We start from the raw sequence: 24,438 nt of genomic DNA on the forward strand, positions 1-24,438 counted from the left end.
TTTTTATCAGTGCAATCTGTTTCAGGGCTTGACCCTCCCGCAGGGTAAAGGTTTACGCTGTGCCCTTATTCACGACAAGGATAAGAATATGCAACGTCGTCATTTTCTAAAGTTGACTGCCGCACTCAGCGCCGCCGGTGCGCTGCCGCTGTGGAGCCGCTCACTAATGGCCGCCACGCGCCCATTATTACCGATTCCCTCCATTTTGCAGCCTGATGCCCGCGGGCAATACACCTTGACCGCCATGACCGGTAGCAGCCAATGGAATGGCAAAGCGGTGCCTACCTGGGGATACAACGGTGGATTGCTCGGACCCGCGCTGCGTCTGCAACGCGAAAAAGCCGTCACGGTGAACATCCATAACCAACTGCCGGAAGCCACCACCTTGCACTGGCACGGGCTGGAGATCCCCGGCGATGTTGATGGCGGCCCGCAAGGGATTATTGCGCCCGGCGCGACGCGTCAGGTCAGTTTCACCCCTGATCAACCCGCCGCGACCTGCTGGTTCCATCCGCATCACCACGGCAAAACCGGTTATCAGGTGGCGCAAGGTCTGGCGGGTTTGGTGCTGCTGGAAGATGAAGCGTCCGGCAAGCTGCGTTTGCCGATGCAGTGGGGCGAAGACGATGTGCCGCTGATTTTCCAGGATAAGCAGCTAAATAAAGCGGGAACGCAAATCGATTATCAGCTCGATATCATGCGTGCCGCCGTCGGCTGGTTTGGCGACATGATGCTCACCAACGGCGTGCAATATCCGCAGCATGCGGTGCCACGCGGCTGGCTGCGTCTGCGTTTGCTTAACGGCTGTAACGCGCGTTCGCTGCATATCGCCACCAGCGATCGACGTCCGCTGTATGTGATTGGCAGCGACGGCGGTTTGCTGGCCGAGCCGGTGAAAGTGGATAGCTTGCCGCTGCTGCCGGGCGAGCGTTTTGAAGTGCTGGTGGATACGTCAGATGGCAAAGCCTTCGACGTGGTGACGCTGCCGGTGACGCAGATGGGCATGACGCTGGCGCCGTTTGACCAACCGCTGCCGCTGGTCAACATTCTGCCGCTGCGCGTGATGGCCAGCGGTACGCTGCCGGACAAGCTGGTGGATCTGCCGCCTATTCCCGCCACCGAAGGCCTGCAAAGCCGCTGGCTGCAGCTGATGATGGATCCGCAGCTTGATCAGCAAGGTATGCAGGCGCTGATGGATCGTTACGGCGATAAAGCCATGGGCGGCATGAAAATGGATCATGGCAACATGGCGATGAGTGATAGCGCGAAGCCGATGGATCATGGCGATATGGCGATGGATCACGGCAGCCACGGCAAAACTGCCGCCTATGATTTCCATAATGGCAACAAGATTAACGGTCAGGCATTTAATATGACCAAGCCGATGTTCAACGTGGAATTGGGCAAAGTGGAGAAGTGGACGATTTCCGGTGAAGGCGATCACATGCTGCATCCGTTCCACATTCACGGCACGCAGTTCCGCATCCTGTCAGAAAACGGCAAGCCGCCTGCGCCGCATCGCGCAGGCTGGAAGGACATCGTCAGCGTTAACGGCTGGCGCAGCGAAGTGCTGGTGCGCTTCAACTATGTCGCTAACGCCGACAATGCGTACATGGCGCATTGCCATCTGCTGGAGCATGAAGATACCGGCATGATGCTCGGTTTTAGCGTCAGTTAACCGACGCCTCCAGCGCCAGGCGGATATCCTCGATCAGGTCGTCAGGATGTTCGATACCAATCGACAAGCGCACGGTCGCATCGGTGATGCCAATACGTTGCCGCACATCCTGCGGCACGCCCGAATGGGTGGTGCTGGCAGGATGGCTGGCAAGCGATTCGGTGCCGCCGAGGCTCACCGCCAGCTTGAACAGTTCCAGCGTATTAAGGAAACGGAACGCCGCCGCTTGCCCGCCACGGATATCAAACGAGAAGGTTGAACCCGCGCCGCTGCACTGGTGCTGATACGTTTTGCCCGCCGGACTTTCTGCCGCCAGATACGGCAGCCAATGCAGTTTTTCAACCTGCGGATGATCGCGTAAAAACGCCGCCACGTTTTCGGCATTGCTGGTGGCTTTCTCCATACGCAGCGACAGCGTTTCCAGCGAGCGGCCAATCATCCAGCTGGAGTGCGGATCCAGCTGCGTGCCGATGGCGCTGCGCAGCGAACGTACCTTGCCGATCAACGCTTTGCTACCCAGCACCGCACCGGCAATCAGGTCCGAATGGCCGCCGACATATTTGGTCAGTGAATAGAGCGACAAATCTGCGCCATGCTGCAACGGCTGTTGAAACACCGGCCCGAGCAGCGTGTTATCGCAGGCGAGAATCGGCCGTGAACCTTGCTGCTGCGCAATCACATCCGCCACCTGCTGCATCAACTGAATATCCACCAGGCTGTTGGTGGGATTGGCGGGCGTCTCAATCAGAATCAGCGCCACGCGTCCGCGCTGCCATGCCAGCTTCGCCGCTTCATGCACCTTATCTTCATCGGTGCCATCGCTGAAACCCACCGCTTTGATCTCCAAATCGTGCAGCGTTTTGCTCAGCAGCGTTTCGGTGCCGCCGTACAGCGGCTGGGAATGCAGAATCACTTCGCCCGGACGCGCAAACGTCAGCAGCGTGGTGGCAATCGCCGACATGCCGGAAGAGAACAGCGCCGCGCTTTCCGCGCCTTCATACACCGCCAGCCGATCTTCTACGATTTCGCTGTTGGGATGATTGAAGCGTGAATAGACCAGCCCACCAGTTTTGCCTTCCGGCGGCTGCTTGCGCCCGGCGACGAAATCGAAAAAGTCCTGCCCCTCTTCGGCGCTGTTAAACACGAAGGTGGAGGTAAGAAACACTGGCGGTTTCACCGCGCCTTCCGATAACTGCGGATCGTAACCGTAATTCAGCATCTGCGTTTCCGGGTGCAGATCGCGCGTACCAATCTTGGTTTTTTTACTGGATGAAGCGGTCATAGGAACTCCAGAACTCGGCGGTAAAGGGGCGGACGTGTTCCTACAGTTAACGCCAGCGCGATAAATTTCGCCACGGAATCGTTTGCGTTCTGTGCGCGGCGTTAGACGCTGGCTCGTCTATGATAGACTTCGTGGCTTTCCAAAAACCGTAACTGGACGCATGCAATGAAACATACCGTCGACGTGATGATCTCCGAGCAAGAGATCGCAACCCGAATTGCCGAACTGGGCAAGCAGATCAACGAGCACTACCGCAACAGCGGCAGCGAAATGGTGCTGGTGGGTTTGCTGCGCGGCTCCTTTATGTTTATGGCCGATCTGTGCCGCGCCATCGACGTGCCGCATGAAGTCGACTTTATGACGGCGTCAAGCTACGGCAGCGGCATGTCGAGCAGCCGCGATGTGAAAATCCTCAAAGATCTTGATGAAGATATTCGTGGCAAGGATGTGCTGATCGTGGAAGACATCATCGATTCCGGCAATACGCTGAGCAAAGTGCGTGAAATCCTGCGCCTGCGCGAGCCAAAGTCACTGGCGATTTGTACCTTGCTGGATAAGCCAGAGCGTCGTGAAGTGGACGTCACGGTTGAATATGTTGGCTTTACCATTCCCGATGAGTTCGTGGTCGGCTTTGGTATCGATTACGCCCAGCGCTATCGCCATCTGCCGTATATCGGCAAAGTTATCCCGACCGGTGAATAACCGCACAATCGTCCAAGGCTAAACTTCCCCGCCTGCGATACACTGCGCAGCCCGTAAGCCAACGGTTTATGGGCTGGCTCGACTCTCTGCTAAACTCCATTGATTTCTTAATGTTAATGACCGCGACATCGCTCGTGCGCATTACCATTTTCATAGGCCTTTGATGTCTCTACAACAAGGTATGGATTCGCAATGACATATGCACTGGAAATTTCCGGGCTGACCAAAACCTATCCCGGCGGCGTACAGGCGCTGAAAGGACTCGATCTCAACGTGGAAGCGGGCGACTTTTACGCCCTGCTGGGGCCAAACGGCGCCGGTAAATCCACCACCATCGGTATTATCAGCTCGTTAGTGAATAAAACCGGCGGCAGCGTGCGCGTGTTTGGCTATGACCTGCAAAAAGATGTGGTCAACGCCAAGCGCCAGCTTGGGCTGGTGCCGCAGGAGTTCAACTTCAACCCGTTTGAAACCGTAATGCAGATCGTGGTCAATCAGGCTGGTTATTACGGTGTTGAACGCGCTGAAGCTAACAAGCGCGCGGAAAAATACCTCAATCAGCTCGACCTGTGGGGCAAACGCAACGAACGTGCGCGCATGCTTTCGGGCGGTATGAAGCGCCGCCTGATGATCGCGCGTGCGCTGATGCATGAGCCGAAGCTGCTGATCCTCGATGAACCGACCGCGGGCGTAGATATCGAACTGCGCCGTTCGATGTGGAGTTTCCTGAAAGAGCTGAACATTAAAGGCACCACCATCATCCTCACCACGCACTATTTGGAAGAGGCGGAAATGCTGTGCCGCAATATCGGTATTATTCAGAGCGGCGAGCTGGTGGAGAACACCTCGATGAAAGGGTTGCTCTCCAAGCTGCAATCCGAAACCTTTATCCTCGATCTGGCGCCGCGTAGCCCGCTGCCGCAGCTGGAGGGCTTCCAGTATCGACTGGTCGATACCTCGACGCTGGAAGTGGAAGTGATGCGTGAGCAAGGTCTGAACAGCGTGTTCAGCCAGCTGAGCACGCAGGGCGTGCAGGTGCTGAGCATGCGTAACAAAGCTAACCGCCTTGAGGAGCTGTTCGTCAGCCTGACACAGGGAAAAACAGGAGTGAAAGCATGACGCACTTGTATTGGGTGGCGCTCAAGAGCATCTGGAGCAAAGAGATCAATCGCTTCGCCCGCATCTGGATTCAGACGCTGGTGCCGCCGGTGATCACCATGACGCTCTACTTCATTATCTTCGGCAATCTGATCGGTTCACGCATCGGCGATATGCACGGTTTCAGCTACATGCAGTTTATCGTGCCGGGCCTGATTATGATGGCGGTGATCACTAACGCTTACGCCAACGTGGCATCGTCGTTCTTTAGCGCCAAGTTCCAGCGCAACATTGAAGAGCTGCTGGTGGCACCGGTGCCAACGCACATCATTATCGCCGGTTATGTCGGCGGCGGCGTGGCGCGCGGCGTGTGCGTGGGGATTTTGGTTACCGCGATTTCGTTGTTCTTCGTGCCGTTCCACGTGCATTCGTGGTCAATGGTGGCGCTGACGCTGCTGCTGACGGCGATTCTGTTCTCACTGGCGGGTCTACTGAATGCGGTATTCGCGCGCACTTTTGACGATATCAGCCTGATTCCCACCTTCGTGCTGACGCCGTTAACCTATCTCGGCGGCGTGTTCTACTCGCTGACGCTGCTGCCACCGTTCTGGCAAGCGGTGTCGAAGCTGAATCCGGTGGTGTATATGATCAGCGGCTTCCGTTACGGTTTCCTCGGCATCAACGATGTGCCGCTGGTGTTCACGCTATCTGTGCTGATCGCCTTTATCGTGGTGTTTTATGTGCTGGTGTATTCGCTGATTCAGCGTGGGCGTGGGTTACGTACGTAGATTTGGGAGTGATCTTCAAAAAGATCGCCATTCATGGCAACCAAAGAAAAGGGCGTGGTGTGAAAACCGCGCCCTTGTTATATCAAGCCACCTGAACTGGCAACGCCTTAGCGAGGCGCTTCATTTCGTTATCGCCTTCGAAGTAGGCAACTTTCGGCTGCCAGCTGCGTGCGACTTCATCTTCGACCTGCACGTAAGAGCAGATGATCATGATGTCACCAGCGCAGGCGCAGCGTGCGGCGGCACCGTTGACTGAGATGATCTTCGAGCCACGTTCAGCGGCAATCGCGTAGGTGGAAAAACGCTGGCCGTTGGTGACGTTGTAAATGTCGATGGCTTCGTATTGCAGAATGCCGGAGGCGTCGAGGAAATCCTGGTCAATGGCGCAGGAACCTTCGTAATGCAAATCTGCCTGAGTGACTTTAACGCGATGCAGTTTGCCTTGAAGTACGGTGCGAATCATAACTGTCTAACCTTGTTAAGCTGCCAATAAACAACGGAAAACTACTCCGTCAGATCCACTTGCTGATTATCAATCAGACGCGCATTGCCGAGCCATGCGGCCATCAAAATCACCGCGCGCTGGCTGTCCACGTTCAGCGCTTGTAAGGTTTCGGCATCGCAAATCGCCAGTCCATCCGGACGGAAACCCTTCTCACGCAACGCCACTTCCGCTTGCTCGATAATCTCTTCAACATGGCGCTCGCCGTTGCTCAGACGTTCGGCCATGCTGTTCATCACCTGGCTAAGACCGGCTGCAATATTACGCTCGTCGGCGGTGAGATAGCCATTGCGCGAACTCAACGCCAGGCCATCTTTTGCGCGTACCGTTGGCACGCCCACAATCTCGATATCGAAGCCCATATCCGCCACCATCTTGCGGATAATCGCCAGCTGCTGGAAATCCTTCTCGCCGAAGCAGGCGATGTCTGGCTGCACCAGATTAAACAGTTTGCTGACGATGGTGGAGACGCCGCGGAAGTGTCCCGGACGGCTGGCGCCTTCCAGCAGCGATGATAAACCCGGCACTTCCACAAAGGTTTGGCTATCCAGGCCTTTGGGATAGACATCGGCGGGCGCGGGCGCAAACACCAGATCCACGCTATGACGATTCAGCTTCTCGCAGTCGTCCTGCAGCGTGCGCGGATAGCGCGCTAAATCGTCGGGACGATCAAACTGCATCGGATTGACGAAAATCGAGACCACTACAACGTCAGCGCGCTCGCGCGCTTCATCGACCAACGTCAGATGACCGTCGTGCAGGTTACCCATGGTGGGCACCAGCGCAATACGTTTACCTGCCTGACGCCAGCGACGAATCTCACGACGCAGCATCGGCAGTGTTTCAATGATCAGCACTGCAAATCTCCTGATTTACTGGAAACTGTGTTCAGCGGCTGGATAGAGGCCCGCTTCAACGTCGGCGATATAGTGGCGAATCGCTGCACGAATGTCGCCGGTTTCTGCGAGGAAATTTTTGGCAAATTTGGGAATGTGACCGCCGGTAATGCCAAAGGCGTCGTGCATCACCAGAATCTGGCCGTCAGTGACGTTGCCCGCGCCGATGCCGATCACCGGCACCGACAGCGCTTTCGTAACGCGTTCCGCCAGCGCCACCGGTACGCACTCCAGCACCAGCAGCTGCATACCGGCGGCTTCCAGCGCCAGCGCATCGGCCAGCAGACGTTCAGCGGCGGCTTCATCGCGGCCCTGCACTTTGTAGCCACCGAAGATGTTCACCGACTGCGGCGTCAGGCCCAAATGGCCGCACACCGGCACGGCGCGCTCGGTTAGCATACGCACGGTTTCTGCCAGCCACTCGCCGCCTTCCAGCTTCACCATATTGGCGCCGGCGCGCATCAGCTGTGCGGCGTTAGTAAACGTCTGTTCTGGCGTGGGGTAACTCATAAACGGCAGATCGGCCATCAGCAGCGCCAGCGGTGCGCCACGGCGCACGGCGGCGGTGTGATAGGCGATATCGTCCACGGTGACCGGCAAGGTCGATTCATGGCCCTGCACGGTCATGCCGAGCGAATCGCCAATCAGCATTACCTGAATGCCTTCATCGGCAAACAGGCGGGCAAAACTGAAGTCGTACGCCGTCAGCGTGGCAAATTTGCGCCCGCTGGTTTTAAGTTGGCGTAAATGGGAGAGGGTTGTTGGTTTCATCACACGCTCCAGAGTTTTCTGATGCGCGCAGTGTACTACGGCTTACTCAGACCACAAACGGATAGCGCTGCGATCCAGGGTGGCAAGAATCACAGATAAGGCTTGTCCATTCGGCAGCGACAATTGCGGGGCAATTTCCAGCAGCGGTACCAGCATAAATGCGCGATTGTGCATGTCGTAGTGCGGCACGGTCAGGCGCGGCGTGTTAATGGTCTGGTTGCCAAACAGCATGATATCGAGATCCAGCGTGCGCGGTCCCCAGCGTTCAGCTTTGCGCACGCGACCCTGTTCCAGCTCAATGCGCTGGGTATGATCGAGCAGCGCCTCAGCGTCCAGCGCGGTTTCCAGCGCCACTGCCGCATTAAGGTAATCAGGCTGATCCGGCGGGCCGTACGGCGGCGTGCGATACAGGGAAGATGTGGCGATGCGCGAGGTATGCGGAATGGCATCGAGCGCGGCCAACGCTGCATCAACCTGATGCAGCGGATCGGCCAGATTACTGCCTAAAGCGAGGTAAACGCGGGTCATTGCGGACTGTTTGTGCGAGGCCCGGTTGGACGGCGACGCGGACGGCGCGGTTTACGGCGCGGGGCCGGATCGTCGCCCAGCGTGGTCATCATGGTTTTCTGCTGCACCGGTGCCGCCGCCTGGAACTCGCCCCACCAATGCGTCAGCTTTTGCAGCTCAGGATTGTTTTCCACGTCGGCACGCAGCGCCATCAAATCATAAGCGGCACGGAACTTAGGATGCTCCATCAGCTTCCACGCACGTTTGCCGTGACGACGCGACATGCGCAGCTGCAGCTGCCAGATATCACGAATCAGCGTGGTGATACGCTTGGGAATCGCCAGCGCGCGGCAGGCTTCATCAAGCGTTTCGTTCATCGACAAGGCGAAAGCATCGTAATAAGTCAGGCCGCTTTCCTGCGCAATGCGTTCGGCGGATTCCAGCTGCGGATACCAGAACATCGCGGCAAACAGGAAAGCCGGATTGACGCGCATATCATTTTGCAAGCGGGTATCCGTATTTTTCAGAACCTGCGCCAGCATACGTTCCATCAGGCTGTCGCTTTCGGCGGTGAAACCGCGCGTCAGCATCGGGAACAGCGGCTGGAACAGCTGATATTCACGCATCATCTGATAGGTGCGGTAGCCGTAACCAGCCTGCAGCAGCTTGAGCGACTCTTCAAACATGCGCGCCGGCGGAATGTCATTCAGCAGCGTCGCCAGACGCGGGATCGGCTCGGCCGTTTCTGCCGCGATACGCATCTGCAGCTTGGCGGCGAAGCGCACCACACGCAGCATGCGCACCGGATCTTCGCGGTAGCGCGTTTCCGGATCGCCAATCATGCGAATGATGCCTTCGTGCAAATCGTGCAAGCCACCGACGTAATCACGTACGGTGAAATCGGCCACGCTGTAATAGAGGCTGTTGATGGTGAGATCGCGGCGCTGTGCATCGTCTTCAATGCTGCCGAAAATGTTGTCGCGCAGCAGCATGCCGTTTTGGCCGCGCTGCGAGCTGTTGCGATCTTCTTCGCTCTCTTCATGATGATGACCACGGAAGGTGGCGACTTCGATCACTTCCGGACCGAACATCACATGTGCCAGACGAAAACGACGACCCACCAAACGGCAGTTGCGGAACAGCTTACGCATCTGTTCAGGCGTGGCGTTGGTGGTGATATCAAAGTCTTTCGGCTTGCTGCCGAGCAGCAAATCGCGCACGCCGCCGCCAACCAGGTAGGCTTCGAATCCGGCTTTGTTCAGACGATAGAGCACTTTGAGGGCGTTTTCGCTGATATCTTTGCGTGAGATGTTGTGGCTTTCTCGTGGAATGACAGTCATCTGACCAGGACTTTCAGCTTCCACCTCTTCAGGCGCCTCCTCATCACGCTTGAGGACTCTCCGGCAAAAATTAGCGACTCGGGTAAAAATGGGACACCTCGACAGTGAGAAAAAGGGTGTTAATAAAATCAGCGGCTAATCATAGCCTGTTGAGAACCATTTAGGAATGGTGATGTCGTTTCATCCTCTTTAAGACCGTTCTGCAACGGAATCAGGCGGATATTCCACTGCGCGACGGCCTGTTTCAACAGGCTTTCCAGCGATTCATCCTGCCAGCCAGCCGAAACCGGCTGACCAAGAAAGCGTAAAGCCTGCACCAGCAGCGGCCGCGCATCGCCAGCGGGCAGCGCGGGCGCATGATTCTGCTTGGAAAGCTTGTTGCCATCGCGATTGATCGCCAGCGGCAAATGCAGATAATCCGGCACTGGCCAGGCAAACTGCTGATACAGCGCAATCTGGCGCACCGTGGGCTCAATCAAATCCGCGCCGCGCACGATTTCCGTTACGCCCTGAAAATGGTCATCAACCACCACCGCAAGATTGTAGGCAAACAGCCCATCACGGCGATGGATAATAAAATCTTCCTGCGCCAGCTGCGCTTCAGCCTGTAAATGGCCACGCAGGCGATCGTCAAAGCCGCTAACCGGCGCATGCTGACGCAGGCGCAGCGCGGCGTTGTCCGGCGGCAGCTGCAAATCGCGGCAGTGACCATCGTAAAAACCGCCCAGGTGCTGGATGCGGCTACGCGTGCAGGTGCAGAAGTAACTTTGTCGATGCGTTTGCAGCCAGCTTAGCGCGGCGCGATAGGCATCGTGGCGCTGTGACTGCCATAAAACGTCGCCATCCCAGTAAAGACCATAATGTTCCAGCTGCTGCAAAATACGCGTTGCGGCACCGGGAACTTCACGCGGGGGATCGATATCTTCGATGCGCACCAGCCAGCGTCCCTGTTGCGCGCGCGCACTCAGGTAACTGCCTAACGCAGCAATCAGCGAACCAAAATGGAGGTCACCAGAAGGGGAGGGAGCGAAACGCCCAATGCAGTTTGAAGGATTCATAACGAAGTGTACCGCACGTCGGGAAAACAGGGATTTTCCCGGCTGTGCGGTAGCAATTTGCTTACGGCCATTAGCCAGCCATCTGCTTCTCGCGGATTTCTGCCAGCGTTTTGCAGTCAATGCAGAGATCGGCAGTCGGACGCGCTTCAAGGCGGCGAATACCAATTTCTACACCGCAGGAGTCGCAGTAACCGAAATCGTCGTCATCCACTTTCTTGAGCGTTTTCTCAATCTTTTTAATGAGTTTGCGCTCACGATCGCGGTTACGCAATTCCAGGCTGAACTCTTCTTCCTGCGCAGCACGGTCGACCGGATCCGGGAAGTTGGCAGCTTCGTCCTGCATATGTGACACAGTGCGATCTACTTCATCCCGAAGTTGGTTGCGCCAGGCTTCCAGAATCTTACGGAAATGGCCTAGCTGGGCGTCGTTCATATACTCTTCGCCCGGTTTCACCTGATACGGCTCCACTCCAGCGATGGCGAGGATACTCAGGGACGATGTTTTACGGTTTTGCCCTTCTTGCATGTTGTTTCTCCTGGATAACACGCACTTCCCTAGATACGTCAAGTTGCATGTGTGTTGACTGTGTGCCTGCAACCTAAACGATTTAGGGCTTATCGATTCCCATAAAGGGAAAAAACAGGCCGCTATAAATAGCAGAAGCCATCAAGGTTGGCAATTATTCCTGACCACTACTTGACAAGCCTCTGAACAATCGCGTATTCAGCGCCTCGCCCAGAACATTCCTATCACACCAAATTGCTTTAAATATTACAACGCTACGTTAATCGGTTGCGTAAGTAATATCTTTAACGGTGAAATTTGAGCTTGATACGCTAAAACTTCCACACCACCACGCTGCGCCTGTTCCAGTAGTTCTGCGTAGTGCACGTCGATATGGCGTGCCGGGGAAACGTCCTCAATCCCCGTATGCAGAACTGCGAACAACAAAACGGCTCGATGACCTTCTGCCACGATGGTGCTCAATTCGCGCAGATGTTTCTGTCCACGAGCCGTCACCGCATCCGGAAAATAGCCTTTACCTGCCTGTAAAAGGGTGACGGACTTGACTTCAATATAGCAGTTGGATCGGCCATCCGCTTGCAGCAGGAAGTCAATTCGGCTTTTTTCCGTGCCGTATTTCACTTCAGGCTGGCAGCGGCTGTAAGCGGATAATTCCGGAATCGTGTCGAGCGTCAGCGCCTCGCGCACCAGCTGATTGGCGCGCAGCGTATTCACGCAGATCCAGTGGCCTTGTTGGGTCTCGGTGAGTTCCCAACTGTGCGGATATTTCCGCGTGGCACTGCTGGATGTCGAATACCACACGGTATCGCCCGGCGTGGCGCAGCCGGTCATCGCGCCGGTATTGGCGCAGTGAATGGTCAGCGTTTCACCTTCTGGCGTAACCACATCGGCTAAAAAGCGTTTGTAACGGGCAATCAAGCGGGCGGGTTTAAGCGGCGGATCGAATTCCATTTACTCTCCTGTGGATGATAGTAGCGGCCAGCGGGCCAGCGCCTGATAACGTGTGCGGCCGCGCGTCACGTTCGAAGCGAACAGCGCAAAATGGCGGATATCGGTGCGCCAGTGAAAACCGCGCGGCGGCAGCGCGATCTGTGACGCTGCGTGGCGCAACAGCGTGACGTGCGGATGAAACGGCTGAGGGCTCTGTGCGCAGCCATGACGTGCGGCTTGTGCGCGCAGCAGGCTGGCGAGCTGCAGTAATTCGCGCGGCGCCCGCTGACAACCCAGCCACACCACGCCGGGACGTGGCCAGTGACCGGCGTCATCCAAATCGAGGGCAAAACCGGGCTGTTCGATGCGTGAGGCCAGCCGCTGCAGCTTGCGTGACGTCTCATCGCTGACCTCACCGAGAAACGCCAGCGTCAGGTGCAGGTTGGCCGCCGCCACCGGTTTCCCGGCTTCGGCAGCAAAATTATCCGCGCGCCACTGCACCAACTGTTGCTGGAGCGGAGCGGGCAGTTCAAGAGCAAAAAACAGACGTTGCGTTGCCAGGTTAGCCTCCGGTAATCCGCGCCTCAGAGTGCTACAATGCGCGCCATCTTAGCACAGGCATTTTGGGAGTTGAGTTTGAGTGAGTTACCGGTAAGCGAGGTGCTGCCTGCGTTGCTGGACGCGCTGGCGCAGTCGCCGCAGGTGTTGCTGGCGGCGCCGACCGGCGCAGGTAAATCAACCTGGCTGCCATTACAACTGCTGCAACACACCCCATTGCCCGGCCGCATCATCATGCTGGAGCCGCGCCGACTGGCGGCACGCAACGTGGCGCAGCGTCTGGCAGAACAGCTTGGCGAGCAGCCGGGCGGCATCGTTGGCTATCGCATGCGCGGTGAAAACTGCTGCGGTGCCAACACGCGCCTCGAAGTGGTCACCGAAGGCATTTTGACGCGCATGTTGCAGCGCGATCCGATGCTGGAAGGCGTCTCGCTGGTGATCCTCGATGAATTCCATGAACGCAGCCTGCAGGCCGATCTCGCGCTGGCGCTGCTGCTCGATGTGCAGCAAGGATTGCGCGACGATCTGAAAATTCTGCTGATGTCTGCCACGCTCGATAATCAGCGTTTGCGTCAGCTGCTGCCGGATGCGCCCTTTGTGGTCTCTGAGGGCCGCAGTTTCCCTGTCACGCGCCGCTATGCTTCGCTCAACAGCCAGCAACGTTTTGAAGAAGCGGTAGCGCGCGAGGTGACGCAACTGCTGCGCGAAGAGTCAGGATCGCTGCTGCTGTTCCTGCCCGGCGTGGCGGAGATCGAACGGGTTAAGCGCGAGCTGGAAGCGCGGGTCAGTGACGAGGTGGATCTTTCTCCTTTATATGGCGCGCTGTCGCTGGAGGCGCAACGCCGTGCCATCCTGCCGTCTCCGGCGGACCGCCGCAAAGTGGTGCTGGCGACCAACATCGCCGAAACCAGCTTGACCATCGAAGGTATCCGCTTAGTGGTCGATAGCGCGCTGGAGCGCTCGGCGCAGTTTGACGTGCGCAGCGGCGTGACGCGGCTGCAAACGCAGCGTATCAGCCAGGCGTCGATGACGCAGCGCGCCGGTCGTGCTGGTCGTCTGGAACCTGGCATCTGCCTGCACTTACTGCCACAAGAGCAGGCGCTGCGTGCGGCGGCGCAGAGTGAACCGGAAATTCTCAATAGCGATTTGACCTCGCTGCAGATCGATCTGCTGCAATGGGGATGTCAGAATGCGTCGCAGCTTATGTGGCTTGACGCGCCGCCGCCGCGCAACGTGCGTGCGGCGTGCGAGCGGTTAACCCAGCTAGGCGCGCTGGAGAATCACCAGCTCAACGCGCGCGGTCGAAAAATGGCCGCGCTAGGCAGCGATCCGCGCCTGAGCGCGATTCTGGTGGCTGCCGGGCAAAACAACGATGCCATCGCCAGCGCCGCGCTGCTGGTGGCGATTCTGGAAGATCCGCCACGCAGCGGCAGCGCCGATCTGCGTGAAGCGCTTAACCATCCGCAGTCGCACTGGCAGCGCCGCGCGCGTCAGTGGCAGAAGCGCCTCAACGCCAGCGGCGGCACCATTAATCCCGACCTGTTCCCGCAGCTGCTGGCCGCCGGTTTTGCCGATCGTCTGGCGCAGCGTCGTGGCGACAGCGCGCGCTATCAGCTGGCGAACGGCATTGGCGCGATGCTTAACGAGCAGGATGGTTTGAGCCGCTATGAGTGGCTGATTGCACCGACACTGCTGCAGGGCGCCAGCGCCGCCGAGGCGCGCATGTTACTGGCGCTGCCGGTGGATATCGACGCGCTGCGCCGCGAATGCCCCACCTTAATTGAGCAGCGTACCGACGTGGAGTGGGACGAAGATAAAGGCACTTTACGTGCCTGGAAGCGCGAACTGATCGGCGCGCTGGTCCTAAAAGCGCAGCCGCAGGCGCGCCCGGAGGCGGAAATATTGCATCCGGCGATGCTGCGCTGGATCCGCGAAAAAGGATTGTCGGTGCTGGGCTGGAAAGAAGACGCTGAACAGCTACGCTTGCGGGTGCACTGTGCCGCGCAGTGGCTGCCGGAAGAGGCGTGGCCGGCACTGGACGATGAAAGCCTGCTCGATACGCTTGAAAGCTGGCTGCTGCCGGAGATGAGCGCGGTACGCGATCTGAAAGGATTGCAGAGCATCAACCTTGTCAGCGCATTATTACATTTGCTGACATGGTCACAACGTCAGCGGCTGGATACTGTGCTGCCAACTCATTACACTGTGCCGACCGGAAGCCGCCTGCCGATCCGCTACGATGCAGAGAAGCCACCCGCGCTGGCGGTGCGGATTCAGGAGATGTTTGGCGAAGCACAGAATCCGGCGGTGGCCGATGGCCGCGTACCGCTGGTGTTAGAGCTGCTCTCGCCCGCGCATCGTCCGCTGCAGATCACCCGTGACCTCGCGGCGTTCTGGCGTGGTGCGTATCCCGAAGTGCAGAAAGAGATGAAAGGGCGCTATCCAAAGCATCCGTGGCCGGACGATCCGGCCAACGCCTTACCCACAAGGCGGACCAAGAAATTTTCATCGTGAAACGCTGTGGATCGAATTCAGAGGGTTCTGCCATGCGTCGCATGAGAAAGCAGTTAGAGTAACGGCCGCCGCCGTAGCAATACCTGGAGAATAAAAGCATGTCTGGGAACGATCGCGAACCTATCGGGCGCAAAGGAAAAGCGCCAAAGCCGCCGCGCAGCAGTGCGCGGCGGGGTCGCCGCAGGGAACTTGATGATGATATCGATCAGGACGATTTTGACGAAGAAGATGAGGAGAGTGGACCGGTGCCACCAAAAAGTAAAAAACGTCCGCCACGCGGCAAACGTCGCTGGTTGGGCTGGTTGATTAAACTCTTCCTGGTCTTTGTGGTGGTGATGGCCGCCTGGGGCGTCTATCTCGACTCGGAAATCCGCAGCCGCATCGACGGTAAAGTGTGGCAACTGCCTGCTGCCGTTTATGGCCGCATGGTCAGCCTTGAACCGGGCATGTCGTACGACAAAAAAGAGATGATTGCGCTGCTGGAAGGCACGCAGTATCGCGAAGTGTCGCGCATTACCCGTCCGGGCGAGTTTAGCGTCAAAGGCAACACCATTGATCTGCTGCGCCGTCCGTTTGATTTCCCGGACAGCAAAGAGGGGCAGATCAACGCGCGCCTGACCTTTAGCAACAATGAGCTGAGCGAGATTAAAAACCTTGATACCGGCCGCGATTTTGGCTTCTTCCGCCTCGATCCGCGCCTGATCACCATGTTGCAGTCGCCGAACGGTGAACAGCGTCTGTTCGTGCCGCGCGCCGGTTTCCCGGATCTGCTGGTGAGCACCTTGATCGCCACTGAAGACCGCCACTTCTACGAGCACGACGGCATTAGCCCGTATTCGATTGGTCGTGCGTTCCTCGCCAACATCACCGCCGGTAAAGCGGTGCAGGGCGGCAGCACGCTGACGCAGCAGCTGGTGAAAAACCTGTTCCTCACCAACGAGCGTTCGCTGTGGCGTAAAGCGCGTGAAGCCTATATGGCGGTGATCATGGATGCGCGCTACAGCAAAGATCGCATCCTCGAGCTGTATCTCAACGAGGTGTATCTCGGCCAGACCGGTAACGATCAGATTCGCGGCTTCCCGCTGGCGAGCCTTTACTACTTCGGTCGTCCGGTGGATGAGCTGAGCCTCGATCAGCAAGCGATGCTGGTCGGCATGGTGAAAGGCGCGTCGCTGTACAATCCGTGGCGTAACCCGAAACTGGCGCTGGAGCGACGTAATCTGGTGCTGCGTTTGTTGCAGCAGCAGAACGTCATCGATCAGGAACTGTATGACATGCTGTCGGCGCGTCCGCTTGGCGTGCAGCCAAAAGGCGGCGTGATCACGCCTCAGCCGGCATTTATGCAGATGGTGCGTAATGAGCTGCAGGCTAAGCTCGGCGACAAAATGAAAGATCTCTCCGGCGTGAAGATTTTCACCACGCTGGATGCGATTTCGCAGGATGCCGCAGAGAAAGCGGTGATTGAAGGCATTCCAACGCTGAAAAAACAGCGTGGCCTGAAAGATCTGGAAACCGCGATGGTGGTAGTGGACCGCTTCAGCGGTGAAGTGCGCGCCATGGTCGGCGGTGCCGATCCGCAGTTCGCCGGTTACAACCGCGCGCTGCAAGCACGTCGTTCGATTGGCTCGCTGGCAAAACCGGCCACCTATCTCACCGCGCTGAGCCAGCCGAACAGCTATCGCCTCAACAGCTGGATCGCCGATGAACCGATTGCGCTGAAACAGCCGAACGGCACCATATGGAAACCGATGAATGACGATCGTCGTTTCAGCGGCAAAGTGATGCTGGTGGATGCGCTGACCAACTCGATGAACGTGCCAACCGTCAACCTCGGTATGACGCTGGGACTGGATGCGGTGGTCGATACCTGGAACAAGCTCGGCGTGCCGAAAGATCAGCTGCATCCGGTGCCGTCAATGCTTCTCGGTGCGCTGAACCTGACGCCGATTGAAGTGGCGCAGGCGTTCCAGTCGATCGCCAGCGGCGGTAACCGCGCTGAGCTGTCGGCGGTGCGTTCGGTGATTGCGGAAGATGGCACGGTGCTGTATCAGAGCTATCCGCAGGCGCAGCGTGTTGAACCGGCGCAGGCGGCGTATCTGACGCTCTACACCATGCAGCAGGTCGCCGATCACGGTACTGCGCGTGCGCTGGGTGCGCGTTATCCTAAAGCGCATCTGGCTGGCAAAACCGGTACCACCAATGACCTGATCGATAGCTGGTTCGCCGGTATTGATGGCAAAGAAGTGGCGATTACCTGGGTTGGCCGCGATAACAACCAAACCTCGAAGCTGTACGGTGCCAGCGGGGCAATGCAGCTTTATCGTCGCTATCTCGACAACCAGGCGCCAATGCCGCTGGTGCTGACGCCGCCGGAAGATATCACGCAGATGAATATCGATTCTGCCGGTAACTTTATCTGCGGTACGGGCAGCAGCACATGGCGTTCGCTGCCGGTGTGGTCGCTGGATCCGAACGCGCTGTGTCAGCAGCAGCAAGAGCAGGTTCAGCAACAACAGCAGCAGTTGCAGCAGCAACAAGAGCAGCAACAGCAGCAACAACAGCAGCAGCCACAGAATGAGCAGAAAGATTCTGACGGCGTGGCGGGTTGGATTAAAGATATGTTCGGCAGCAAATAAGTTGCTGAGAAAACACAGGGCGCTGCGGCGCCCTTTTTTATTGGGATAGGTGGTTAGCTGGGCTGATTCTTACAGTTACTTTTGCGAATATCAATAACCATACCAGTACTTTGCGTCACGAGAACTTCCAGGCTTTTTACTGCAACGTCTCGTGCATGTAGCAGTGAATCTGCAGGTTCCTCGCCAAAATTAACGGTTCTCATCGGTGTGGCGGTACGCTCAGGATTGATGCAGTTCACTTTGACTTTATCCTCAATCCACTCTTCCGCCAGCGCCTGAGTCAGATTGACTACCGCAGCTTTTGCCGATGAGTAAAGGGCGTAAAAAGCCCGTCCACGAGTGTAAGAACTGGATGTGAAATTCAATAACATGCCGGAGTTGCAGATTAACCGCTCTTTTGCCGCAATTGCCACGTTTACGGCTCCCAGATAATTAATGTTAATCAGCGCCATCACTTCCTGCTGAGTAAGCGTGGAGAGCGGTTTCTTAATCAAGACACCCGCAGTGTTGACGATAAAATCAATATTGCCATGCTCGGCAACAATGTTAGTTAAATAGTTTTTTACGCTGTCGAGATGAGTAATGTCGATATCATTATGTGAACGACTGGCAATATGTACTTTGGCCCCACACAGCGTGGCAACTTTCATCATCTCCAGACCAATTCCGCTACCTCCACCAAAAATAACCATATGCTTATCGCGCAGGAAATCGAGATTTGCAGAATTCAATGCGTGTGAGCTTTTCTCCTGCAGCAATTTTTCTGCGATAAAGAGATCAAGTGGATGGGTGATTTTAATATTGTTCTCATCGCCCTCTACGGTAATAACACGCGTTTCAGGCAGCATATTACGCAATACTCCGCAGTCGCAGGTAAACGTAAACTTACCCATGGCCGCTGCTTTCTCATAAGCCTGGCGAATTTTTTCCAGACGAAATGCCTGAGGGGTCTGGCCTCGGCGCATGCTGGCACGATGAGGAATATTGGCAATGCAGCCATCATCGTGAACTTCTACTAAAGTATCTGCTGAGGGGATCACCACATCTACGGCGTCAAAGGATTCAAGTGCATCTACGCATTTGCGAATAATAGTGTCGCTAATTAATGGACGCACGGCATCATGCAGTAAGATTTTACAATGACCGTCATAGTTGATAAGGGTTTTCAGCGCGGAATATGTTGAGTCAAAACGTTCCTTACCGCCGTTCACCACTTTACTCACTTTGTGCCACTGATTTTTTGCCACCAACTCCCACATGTAATCGATGTACTCATTTTGTGAGACGATAATAATTTCATCAATGTCGGCCGATTTTTCAAAACGTTCGATGGTGTATTCAATCACGGCACGTCCCGCTAACTTGGCGAATTGTTTTGGCTTGTCGCTGCCAAAGCGGGTGCCTGTACCGCCAGAAAGTATTATGGCTACATTTTTCATTTTTTATTCCGCCGCTTGCGGTCTGAGTGATGAACAAATAATTTCAGCGATTTTCTCGCCCGCTGTTCTCTCTTCTATCTGCAGTTCCTCACGCAGGACTTGTTCCCGGCGCACTTTCATTGCATCGTGACCCGCGACAATGTTGTCTACAAAGGTGAAAATATCCTTTTCACACCAGGCAACGTCGTAGGCGTCATAAATGAATTCTGCAGTGCGGTTCAAACCGTGACAGGTTTCGTGAGTGAGGTAGAGGATGGGTTTTTTCGACGGCAGATATTCCAGCAGGAAGGAACCGGCGTCCGCAATGAGTGCATCGGAACGCGCAAAAGTCAGCGTGTAATCATGCCCGAGATCCCACTCCAGATTGGTGTGTTGCTGCGACGCGCGCTGTAACTGCTGATAAAGACTTTGTGCCGTTGGGTTGGCTTCACCTATCCATTGGCTCAGCAGCGGATGGGGGCGAATGATCAGATGAATGTCCTGACGCTCAATCAGTTTTAAGAACGCCGAGCAGTAAAGGCTGAAGGTGGTGTACATCTTCTGGTCGCCAGGCAATACGAAATGCGGCGTCCACAGGAAGGTGGTTACCGTTTGAGCCGGCAGGTTATCCGTGAGATGGAAACGACGCTGATAGTGGTCAAATTTAGGATGGCCGGTAACGTGCACATGGCGATTTCCTGCCTGACACTGCAGCGCAAACTCAGTTTTATGTTTTTCCGAGCGGGCAAATATCCACGTCGCCAGATTTTGACAACGCAAATTATATTGATACACCATGCTCTCTGCGCCAATTCCGGTATCGAGCGCATAAGGGATGTAAGCGATTTTCACGCCGCGCTCATGCAGGTAGTCGCTGCGAAAGGCTTCGGGGCGTGCTTCGTCGTAAGGGTTTTGCAAGAACACCACATCGGGCTGACGCTGCTCCAACTGATAGTCTTCAAATCCTGTGTAATCCAACCCTCTTTCACCCAGAATCTCACGCTGAATATCGCCGTTAACATCGCTCGCCTTCCAGTTCAGGTAAGGCACCACCACGATGCGGCAATCGAACGCGGGATTGGCCTGCATCGCCTCAATCACCGATTCAAAGTTCGTCCAACCCGGTGGCCACTGGAAGTAAAAGTCGACTTTAATTGGGCCTGAAGTGGAGGGTGTGAATTTGGCGGGCGCAACGATTTGACTCAACGGTTTTCTGAAGAGTGCGCGGTAATCTACCGTTCTATTTTCGATATCGCTTTTATCGAGCCGTTGTACACCGGCGTTGGGGAATACGCCCAGCCAAAGATCCTGCTGCATCAGGCTATTCCAGTGCACATCAAGGGCATATTGTGCCTGCGCACCACCTTGCAATTGCGCCTGCAGCGCCTCGTGATAGTTTTCAATCAGCGTGGTGTAATAGCGGTGATTTACGATATAGGCGCATGCGCACCATGCGAAGTTAGCGCGCACGATATAGTCCACGCTCTTTAACGGCGTGACTCGGCGATAATTGGCCGCCAGAAAAGCCACTTGCCAGTTGATTTGCGGCAGGGCGGCAAAGTAGCGGTTGAGATTGTCGTAGTTCTTCTGGCTTTCATTGAAGCTAAAATCATCCTCCAGAATCAGCACGCGCTCCCAGCCGTTATCGCGTGCCATCTCCAGCGCGGCGATATGCGATTGCGTGCAGCCGATGTAGCCCTTTTCATGCTTGATCGCCTCCAGGCGAACGATTTTTTCAGCGGTTAAACCCAGCTTTTTAAGTTGTTTAGTGATGCGGGTTAATCGGTCTTTGCGTTTCTTCAAATTGATGAAGACAACGCGATCAACAATGTTCCAGTTTATAGCGGTCATGAGTGTGTCTGCGGGAAGGAGAATGCAGGACATAAGCAATTAGCGGGCCATTTTTTTAAGTTTATGATTTTACTTGTTATCGTTGGTTTGGCGCTCCGTCGGGATGAAATAAACTTCCTCTGTGCGGCAATGCAATTTCCCGATTGCCGGCCTCCGCTCCTTTTATTGCTGATTTATTATTTGCGATCATGAATATGCGCGATCTGGCTGTAAACGCCGCGCTTACAGGCATTAATCGTTGCGAATATGACGCTATTTCGCCTAAAATCCGTGCGTCATAATAATCATTCTCGTTTGTATTCGCCTGCATCGACTTTTTTCGAGAGACCTCACTTATGAATACGCGAAACACTAATCCTTGTTTCTTACGCCCGCGTTCGCTGGCTTGGTTTATTTCACTGACTATGGGTACGTTCAGCGTGCAGGCGTTGGCAGAAGATACCGTGGTGGTTAGCGCTGATGGCGGCAGCGGAGTCGAGCAAGAGAAAGCGTGGGGCCCGTCGCCAACCATTGCGGCCAAACGCAGCGCCACCGGCACCAAAACCGATACGCCGATCGAGAAGAACCCGCAGTCAATCTCGGTAGTCACGCAGGAAGAGATGGCGATGAAAAACGTCACCAGCGTGAAAGGGGCTTTCAACTACACGCCAGGCGTGTTGACCGGTAACCGCGGTAGCTCCAATGTTATCGATGCGCTCTCTATTCGCGGCTTCAGCGAAACCAACACCAACCAATATCTTGATGGCCTGAAACTGCAGGGTGATAACTACTCTGAGTTTGCTATCGATCCCTATTTCCTTGAACGCGCCGAACTGTTGCGCGGTCCGGTTTCGGTGCTGTACGGCAAGAGCAATCCGGGCGGCGTGGTGTCGCTGGTGAGTAAGCGTCCGACGCAGGAGACGCTGCGTGAAGTGCAGTTCCAGATGGGCACAAACAATCAGTTCTCCACGGGTTTCGATTTCGGCGGCTCGCTGGATGATGACGGCGTTTACAGCTATCGCCTGACCGGTCTCGCGCGCAGCGCCGATGCGCAGCAGGATATGAACAAAGAGAAGCGCTACACCATTGCGCCATCATTCAGCTGGCGTCCGGATGAGAATACGCGTTTCGATTTGCTGACCTACTTCCAGAACGAACCGGAAACCGGCTATTACGGCTGGTTGCCGCGTCAGGGCACCGTGGTGGGCATCACGCGTCCTGACGGCAGTAGTTACAAGCTGCCAACTAACTTTGATGAAGGCGAAGACAGCAACAAGATTTCGCGCAACACCAGGATGGTGGGCTACAACTTCGAGCACAGTTTCAACGACACCTGGACGGTGCGGCAGAATTTGCGCTATGCGGATCTGAGAACGGATTATCGCAGCATTTATGGCAATGGTTTTAATGCCGCAACACAGCAAATCACCCGCGGTTCAGCGGTTTCTGATGAAAAGCTCAACCAGTTTGCAGTCGATAACCAGGCGCAGGCCAAATTCACCACCAGTCAAATTGATCACACACTGTTGCTGGGTGTCGATTTCCAGCGCACGCGTAATGATATTGATGCGCAATTTGGTACCGCATCACCGCTGAATGCCGTTAATCCACAATATGGCGACGACAGCGTGACGCCGTTCCCTAATCCTTATCAGCACCTCAATAAGCAGCGCCAAACCGGTTTATACGCGCAGGATCAGATGGAGTGGAACCGCTGGGTGTTAACCCTCGGCGGTCGTTATGATTACGCGATGAACTCGGTCTATGATCGCGTAGCCAATAGCGTTGATCGCCAGAACGATCAGGCTTTCACCTGGCGTGGCGGGCTGAACTATGTGTTTGATAACGGTATCGCACCTTACTTCAGCTACAGCGAAGCCTTCATTCCGAACTCAGGTTCAACTTATGATGGTCAAGCCTTTGATCCTTCCCGCGCGAAGCAGTATGAAGCCGGTGTGAAATACGTTCCTAAAGATCGTCCGGTGGTGTTGACGGCGGCGGTGTATCAGCTGACCAAAACCAAAAACCTGACGGCCGATCCGGATACCCTTAACCACCCAAATGCCAGCATTCAGAGTGGTGAAATCCGCTCGCGTGGCGTGGAGCTGGAAGCCAAAGCCGCGCTGAATGCCAACATCAATATGACCGCGTCTTATACCTACACTGATGCGGAATACACCGAAGACACTAACCTGAAAGGCAAAACACCGGTGCAGGTGCCGAAGCATATGGCATCGCTGTGGAGTGATTACACCTTCCATGAAACGGCGCTGTCGGGCGTGACGGTGGGTGCGGGTGTGCGTTATGTGGGTGAGAGCAAAGGGTTGTACGCCAGCGGCGACGATGTGAACCAAAACTTCGACGTAGCCGGTTACACCACCGTTGATGCCGCGCTGAAATACGACCTCGCACGCTTTGGCATGCCGGGTTCCACCATCGGCGTTAACGTCAATAATCTGTTCGATCGTGAATATGTCGCCAGCTGCTACCGCGACTACGCCTGCTACTGGGGCGCTGAGCGTCAGATTGTCGGTACTGCGACTTTCCGTTTCTAATCGTGTTACGTAGGTCGCCATCAATGGCGACCTACAGATTAACCAGGGATTATCATGCAGCATCCGCACCACGCAGAAACCACCTTCAGGCTGGATAACGTCAGTTTTCGTGTGCCAGGCCGCACGCTGCTGCATCCGCTGTCTCTTACCTTTGCACCGGGCAAAGTCACCGCGCTGATTGGTCACAATGGTTCTGGCAAATCCACGCTGCTGAAAATGCTCGGTCGTCACCATGCGGCGAGTGAAGGGCGCGTGTTGCTGAATGAGGACGCGGTAGATAACTGGGGCAGCAAAGATTTTGCGCGTCAGGTGGCGTATCTGCCGCAGCAACTGCCCGCGGCGGAAGGCATGACGGTGCGCGAGCTGGTGGCGATTGGCCGCTATCCGTGGCACGGCGCGCTGGGCCGCTATGGTCAGGAAGATCGCGATCGGGTGGAAGAGGCGATTACGCTGGTGGGATTAAAGCCTTTTGCCGGGCGTCTGGTGGATAGCCTTTCTGGCGGCGAGCGCCAGCGTGCCTGGCTGGCGATGCTGGTGGCGCAGAACAGTCGCTGCCTGTTGCTGGATGAACCGACCTCGGCGCTGGATATCGCCCATCAGGTTGATGTGCTGGCGCTGATTCAGCGTCTCAGCCGCGAACGTGGGCTAACGGTGATTGCGGTGCTGCACGATCTCAACATGGCGGCGCGCTATTGCGATCGTCTGGTGGCATTGCGCGGTGGCGAAGTGATTGCCGAAGGAGGCCCCGAGGTGATCATGCAGGCCGATGTGCTGGGCAACATTTACGGTATTCCGATGGGCATTTTGCCGCATCCGCTGGGCGGCGCGCCCGTCAGTTTCGTTTATTAA

Annotated in this window: 20 protein-coding genes; 8 read left to right on the top strand and 12 right to left on the bottom strand. The window is 56.0% G+C overall.

All coding sequences use genetic code 11. The features are described 5' to 3' along the window. The first annotated feature begins 88 nt into the window (after window positions 1–88). Entirely contained in the window at window positions 89–1,678 is a 1,590-nt protein-coding gene (gene cueO, locus DEU53_RS14490) for a multicopper oxidase CueO (protein ID WP_110867549.1), read from the top strand. Here cueO and DEU53_RS14495 read toward each other — a convergent pair. Then, on the bottom strand, window positions 1,671–2,960 hold the full coding sequence (locus DEU53_RS14495; protein WP_110867550.1) for a cystathionine gamma-synthase family protein: 1,290 nt from the start codon (window positions 2,958–2,960) through the stop codon (window positions 1,671–1,673). The genes cueO and DEU53_RS14495 overlap by 8 nt on opposite strands. A gap of 165 nt (window positions 2,961–3,125) precedes the next feature. Here DEU53_RS14495 and hpt point away from each other — a divergent pair, with 165 nt between their 5' ends. The 3 genes from hpt to DEU53_RS14510 all read left to right on the top strand — a co-directional run bounded on the left by hpt (window position 3,126) and on the right by DEU53_RS14510 (window position 5,548). Beyond that, on the top strand, window positions 3,126–3,662 hold the full coding sequence (hpt, locus tag DEU53_RS14500) for a hypoxanthine phosphoribosyltransferase (protein WP_110867551.1): 537 nt from the start codon (window positions 3,126–3,128) through the stop codon (window positions 3,660–3,662). A gap of 192 nt (window positions 3,663–3,854) precedes the next feature. Further along, window positions 3,855–4,781 (top strand): ABC transporter ATP-binding protein, encoded by a 927-nt coding sequence (locus tag DEU53_RS14505; RefSeq protein WP_101762077.1) that lies wholly within the window; start codon window positions 3,855–3,857, stop codon window positions 4,779–4,781. Next, the gene (locus tag DEU53_RS14510; RefSeq protein ID WP_101762076.1) at window positions 4,778–5,548 is read left to right on the top strand and encodes an ABC transporter permease; all 771 of its coding nucleotides are present in this window, start codon (window positions 4,778–4,780) and stop codon (window positions 5,546–5,548) included. The genes DEU53_RS14505 and DEU53_RS14510 overlap by 4 nt, the downstream gene beginning before the upstream one ends. An 82-nt stretch (window positions 5,549–5,630) precedes the next feature. Here DEU53_RS14510 and panD read toward each other — a convergent pair whose 3' ends face one another. The 9 genes from panD to thpR form a co-directional block, all read right to left on the bottom strand. Next, window positions 5,631–6,011 (bottom strand): aspartate 1-decarboxylase, encoded by a 381-nt coding sequence (panD, locus tag DEU53_RS14515; protein ID WP_007888760.1) that lies wholly within the window; start codon window positions 6,009–6,011, stop codon window positions 5,631–5,633. A 41-nt stretch (window positions 6,012–6,052) separates the two neighbouring features. Continuing rightward, a complete protein-coding gene (gene panC / locus DEU53_RS14520) occupies window positions 6,053–6,907 on the bottom strand; it encodes a pantoate--beta-alanine ligase (protein WP_101762070.1) in 855 nt (284 codons plus the stop codon). A 15-nt stretch (window positions 6,908–6,922) separates the two neighbouring features. After that, complete coding sequence (gene panB, locus DEU53_RS14525; protein WP_110867552.1) at window positions 6,923–7,717, bottom strand: 3-methyl-2-oxobutanoate hydroxymethyltransferase; 795 nt, start codon at window positions 7,715–7,717, stop codon at window positions 6,923–6,925. A 42-nt stretch (window positions 7,718–7,759) separates the two neighbouring features. Further along, window positions 7,760–8,245: a 2-amino-4-hydroxy-6-hydroxymethyldihydropteridine diphosphokinase gene (folK, locus tag DEU53_RS14530; RefSeq protein ID WP_110867553.1), complete on the bottom strand. Its 486-nt coding sequence runs from the start codon at window positions 8,243–8,245 to the stop codon at window positions 7,760–7,762. Beyond that, window positions 8,242–9,654: a polynucleotide adenylyltransferase PcnB gene (gene pcnB, locus DEU53_RS14535; protein ID WP_206098210.1), complete on the bottom strand. Its 1,413-nt coding sequence runs from the start codon at window positions 9,652–9,654 to the stop codon at window positions 8,242–8,244. Before pcnB ends, folK begins: the two co-directional genes overlap by 4 nt. Window positions 9,655–9,692: 38 nt before the next feature. After that, window positions 9,693–10,622, bottom strand: coding sequence for a tRNA glutamyl-Q(34) synthetase GluQRS (gene gluQRS, locus DEU53_RS14540; RefSeq protein ID WP_110867554.1), 930 nt, complete (start codon window positions 10,620–10,622; stop codon window positions 9,693–9,695). Between the two features lie 70 nt (window positions 10,623–10,692). Then, window positions 10,693–11,148: an RNA polymerase-binding protein DksA gene (dksA, locus tag DEU53_RS14545; RefSeq protein WP_007888770.1), complete on the bottom strand. Its 456-nt coding sequence runs from the start codon at window positions 11,146–11,148 to the stop codon at window positions 10,693–10,695. A gap of 246 nt (window positions 11,149–11,394) precedes the next feature. Continuing rightward, window positions 11,395–12,099: a DNA/RNA nuclease SfsA gene (sfsA, locus tag DEU53_RS14555; protein ID WP_101762065.1), complete on the bottom strand. Its 705-nt coding sequence runs from the start codon at window positions 12,097–12,099 to the stop codon at window positions 11,395–11,397. Next, window positions 12,100–12,639 (bottom strand): RNA 2',3'-cyclic phosphodiesterase, encoded by a 540-nt coding sequence (gene thpR, locus DEU53_RS14560; protein WP_110867555.1) that lies wholly within the window; start codon window positions 12,637–12,639, stop codon window positions 12,100–12,102. It abuts the gene before it with no gap. 36 nt (window positions 12,640–12,675) lie between these two features. On the opposite strand from thpR, the gene hrpB reads away from it, so the two are divergent. Together hrpB and mrcB are read left to right on the top strand one after the other, a co-directional pair. Then, complete coding sequence (hrpB, locus tag DEU53_RS14565) at window positions 12,676–15,150, top strand: ATP-dependent helicase HrpB (RefSeq protein WP_110867556.1); 2,475 nt, start codon at window positions 12,676–12,678, stop codon at window positions 15,148–15,150. 98 nt (window positions 15,151–15,248) lie between these two features. Continuing rightward, the gene (gene mrcB / locus DEU53_RS14570; protein ID WP_110867557.1) at window positions 15,249–17,786 is read left to right on the top strand and encodes a bifunctional glycosyl transferase/transpeptidase; all 2,538 of its coding nucleotides are present in this window, start codon (window positions 15,249–15,251) and stop codon (window positions 17,784–17,786) included. 53 nt (window positions 17,787–17,839) lie between these two features. Here mrcB and DEU53_RS14575 read toward each other — a convergent pair whose 3' ends face one another. Both DEU53_RS14575 and DEU53_RS14580 read right to left on the bottom strand, forming a co-directional pair. Next, window positions 17,840–19,225, bottom strand: a complete 1,386-nt coding sequence (locus DEU53_RS14575; RefSeq protein WP_110867558.1) for a bifunctional cytidylyltransferase/SDR family oxidoreductase — start codon at window positions 19,223–19,225, stop codon at window positions 17,840–17,842. 3 nt (window positions 19,226–19,228) lie between these two features. Further along, window positions 19,229–21,055, bottom strand: a complete 1,827-nt coding sequence (locus DEU53_RS14580; protein WP_110867559.1) for a glycosyltransferase family 25 protein — start codon at window positions 21,053–21,055, stop codon at window positions 19,229–19,231. Window positions 21,056–21,390: 335 nt separating this feature from the next. Between DEU53_RS14580 and fhuA the strand changes: the two genes are divergently transcribed. After that, window positions 21,391–23,589, top strand: coding sequence for a ferrichrome porin FhuA (gene fhuA / locus DEU53_RS14585; RefSeq protein ID WP_110867560.1), 2,199 nt, complete (start codon window positions 21,391–21,393; stop codon window positions 23,587–23,589). 54 nt (window positions 23,590–23,643) lie between these two features. Further along, complete coding sequence (gene fhuC / locus DEU53_RS14590; RefSeq protein WP_007888799.1) at window positions 23,644–24,438, top strand: Fe3+-hydroxamate ABC transporter ATP-binding protein FhuC; 795 nt, start codon at window positions 23,644–23,646, stop codon at window positions 24,436–24,438.

The sequence above is a fragment of the Pantoea sp. AG1095 genome (genome assembly GCF_003208415.1).
Taxonomy (GTDB): Bacteria; Pseudomonadota; Gammaproteobacteria; order Enterobacterales; family Enterobacteriaceae; genus Pantoea; species Pantoea leporis.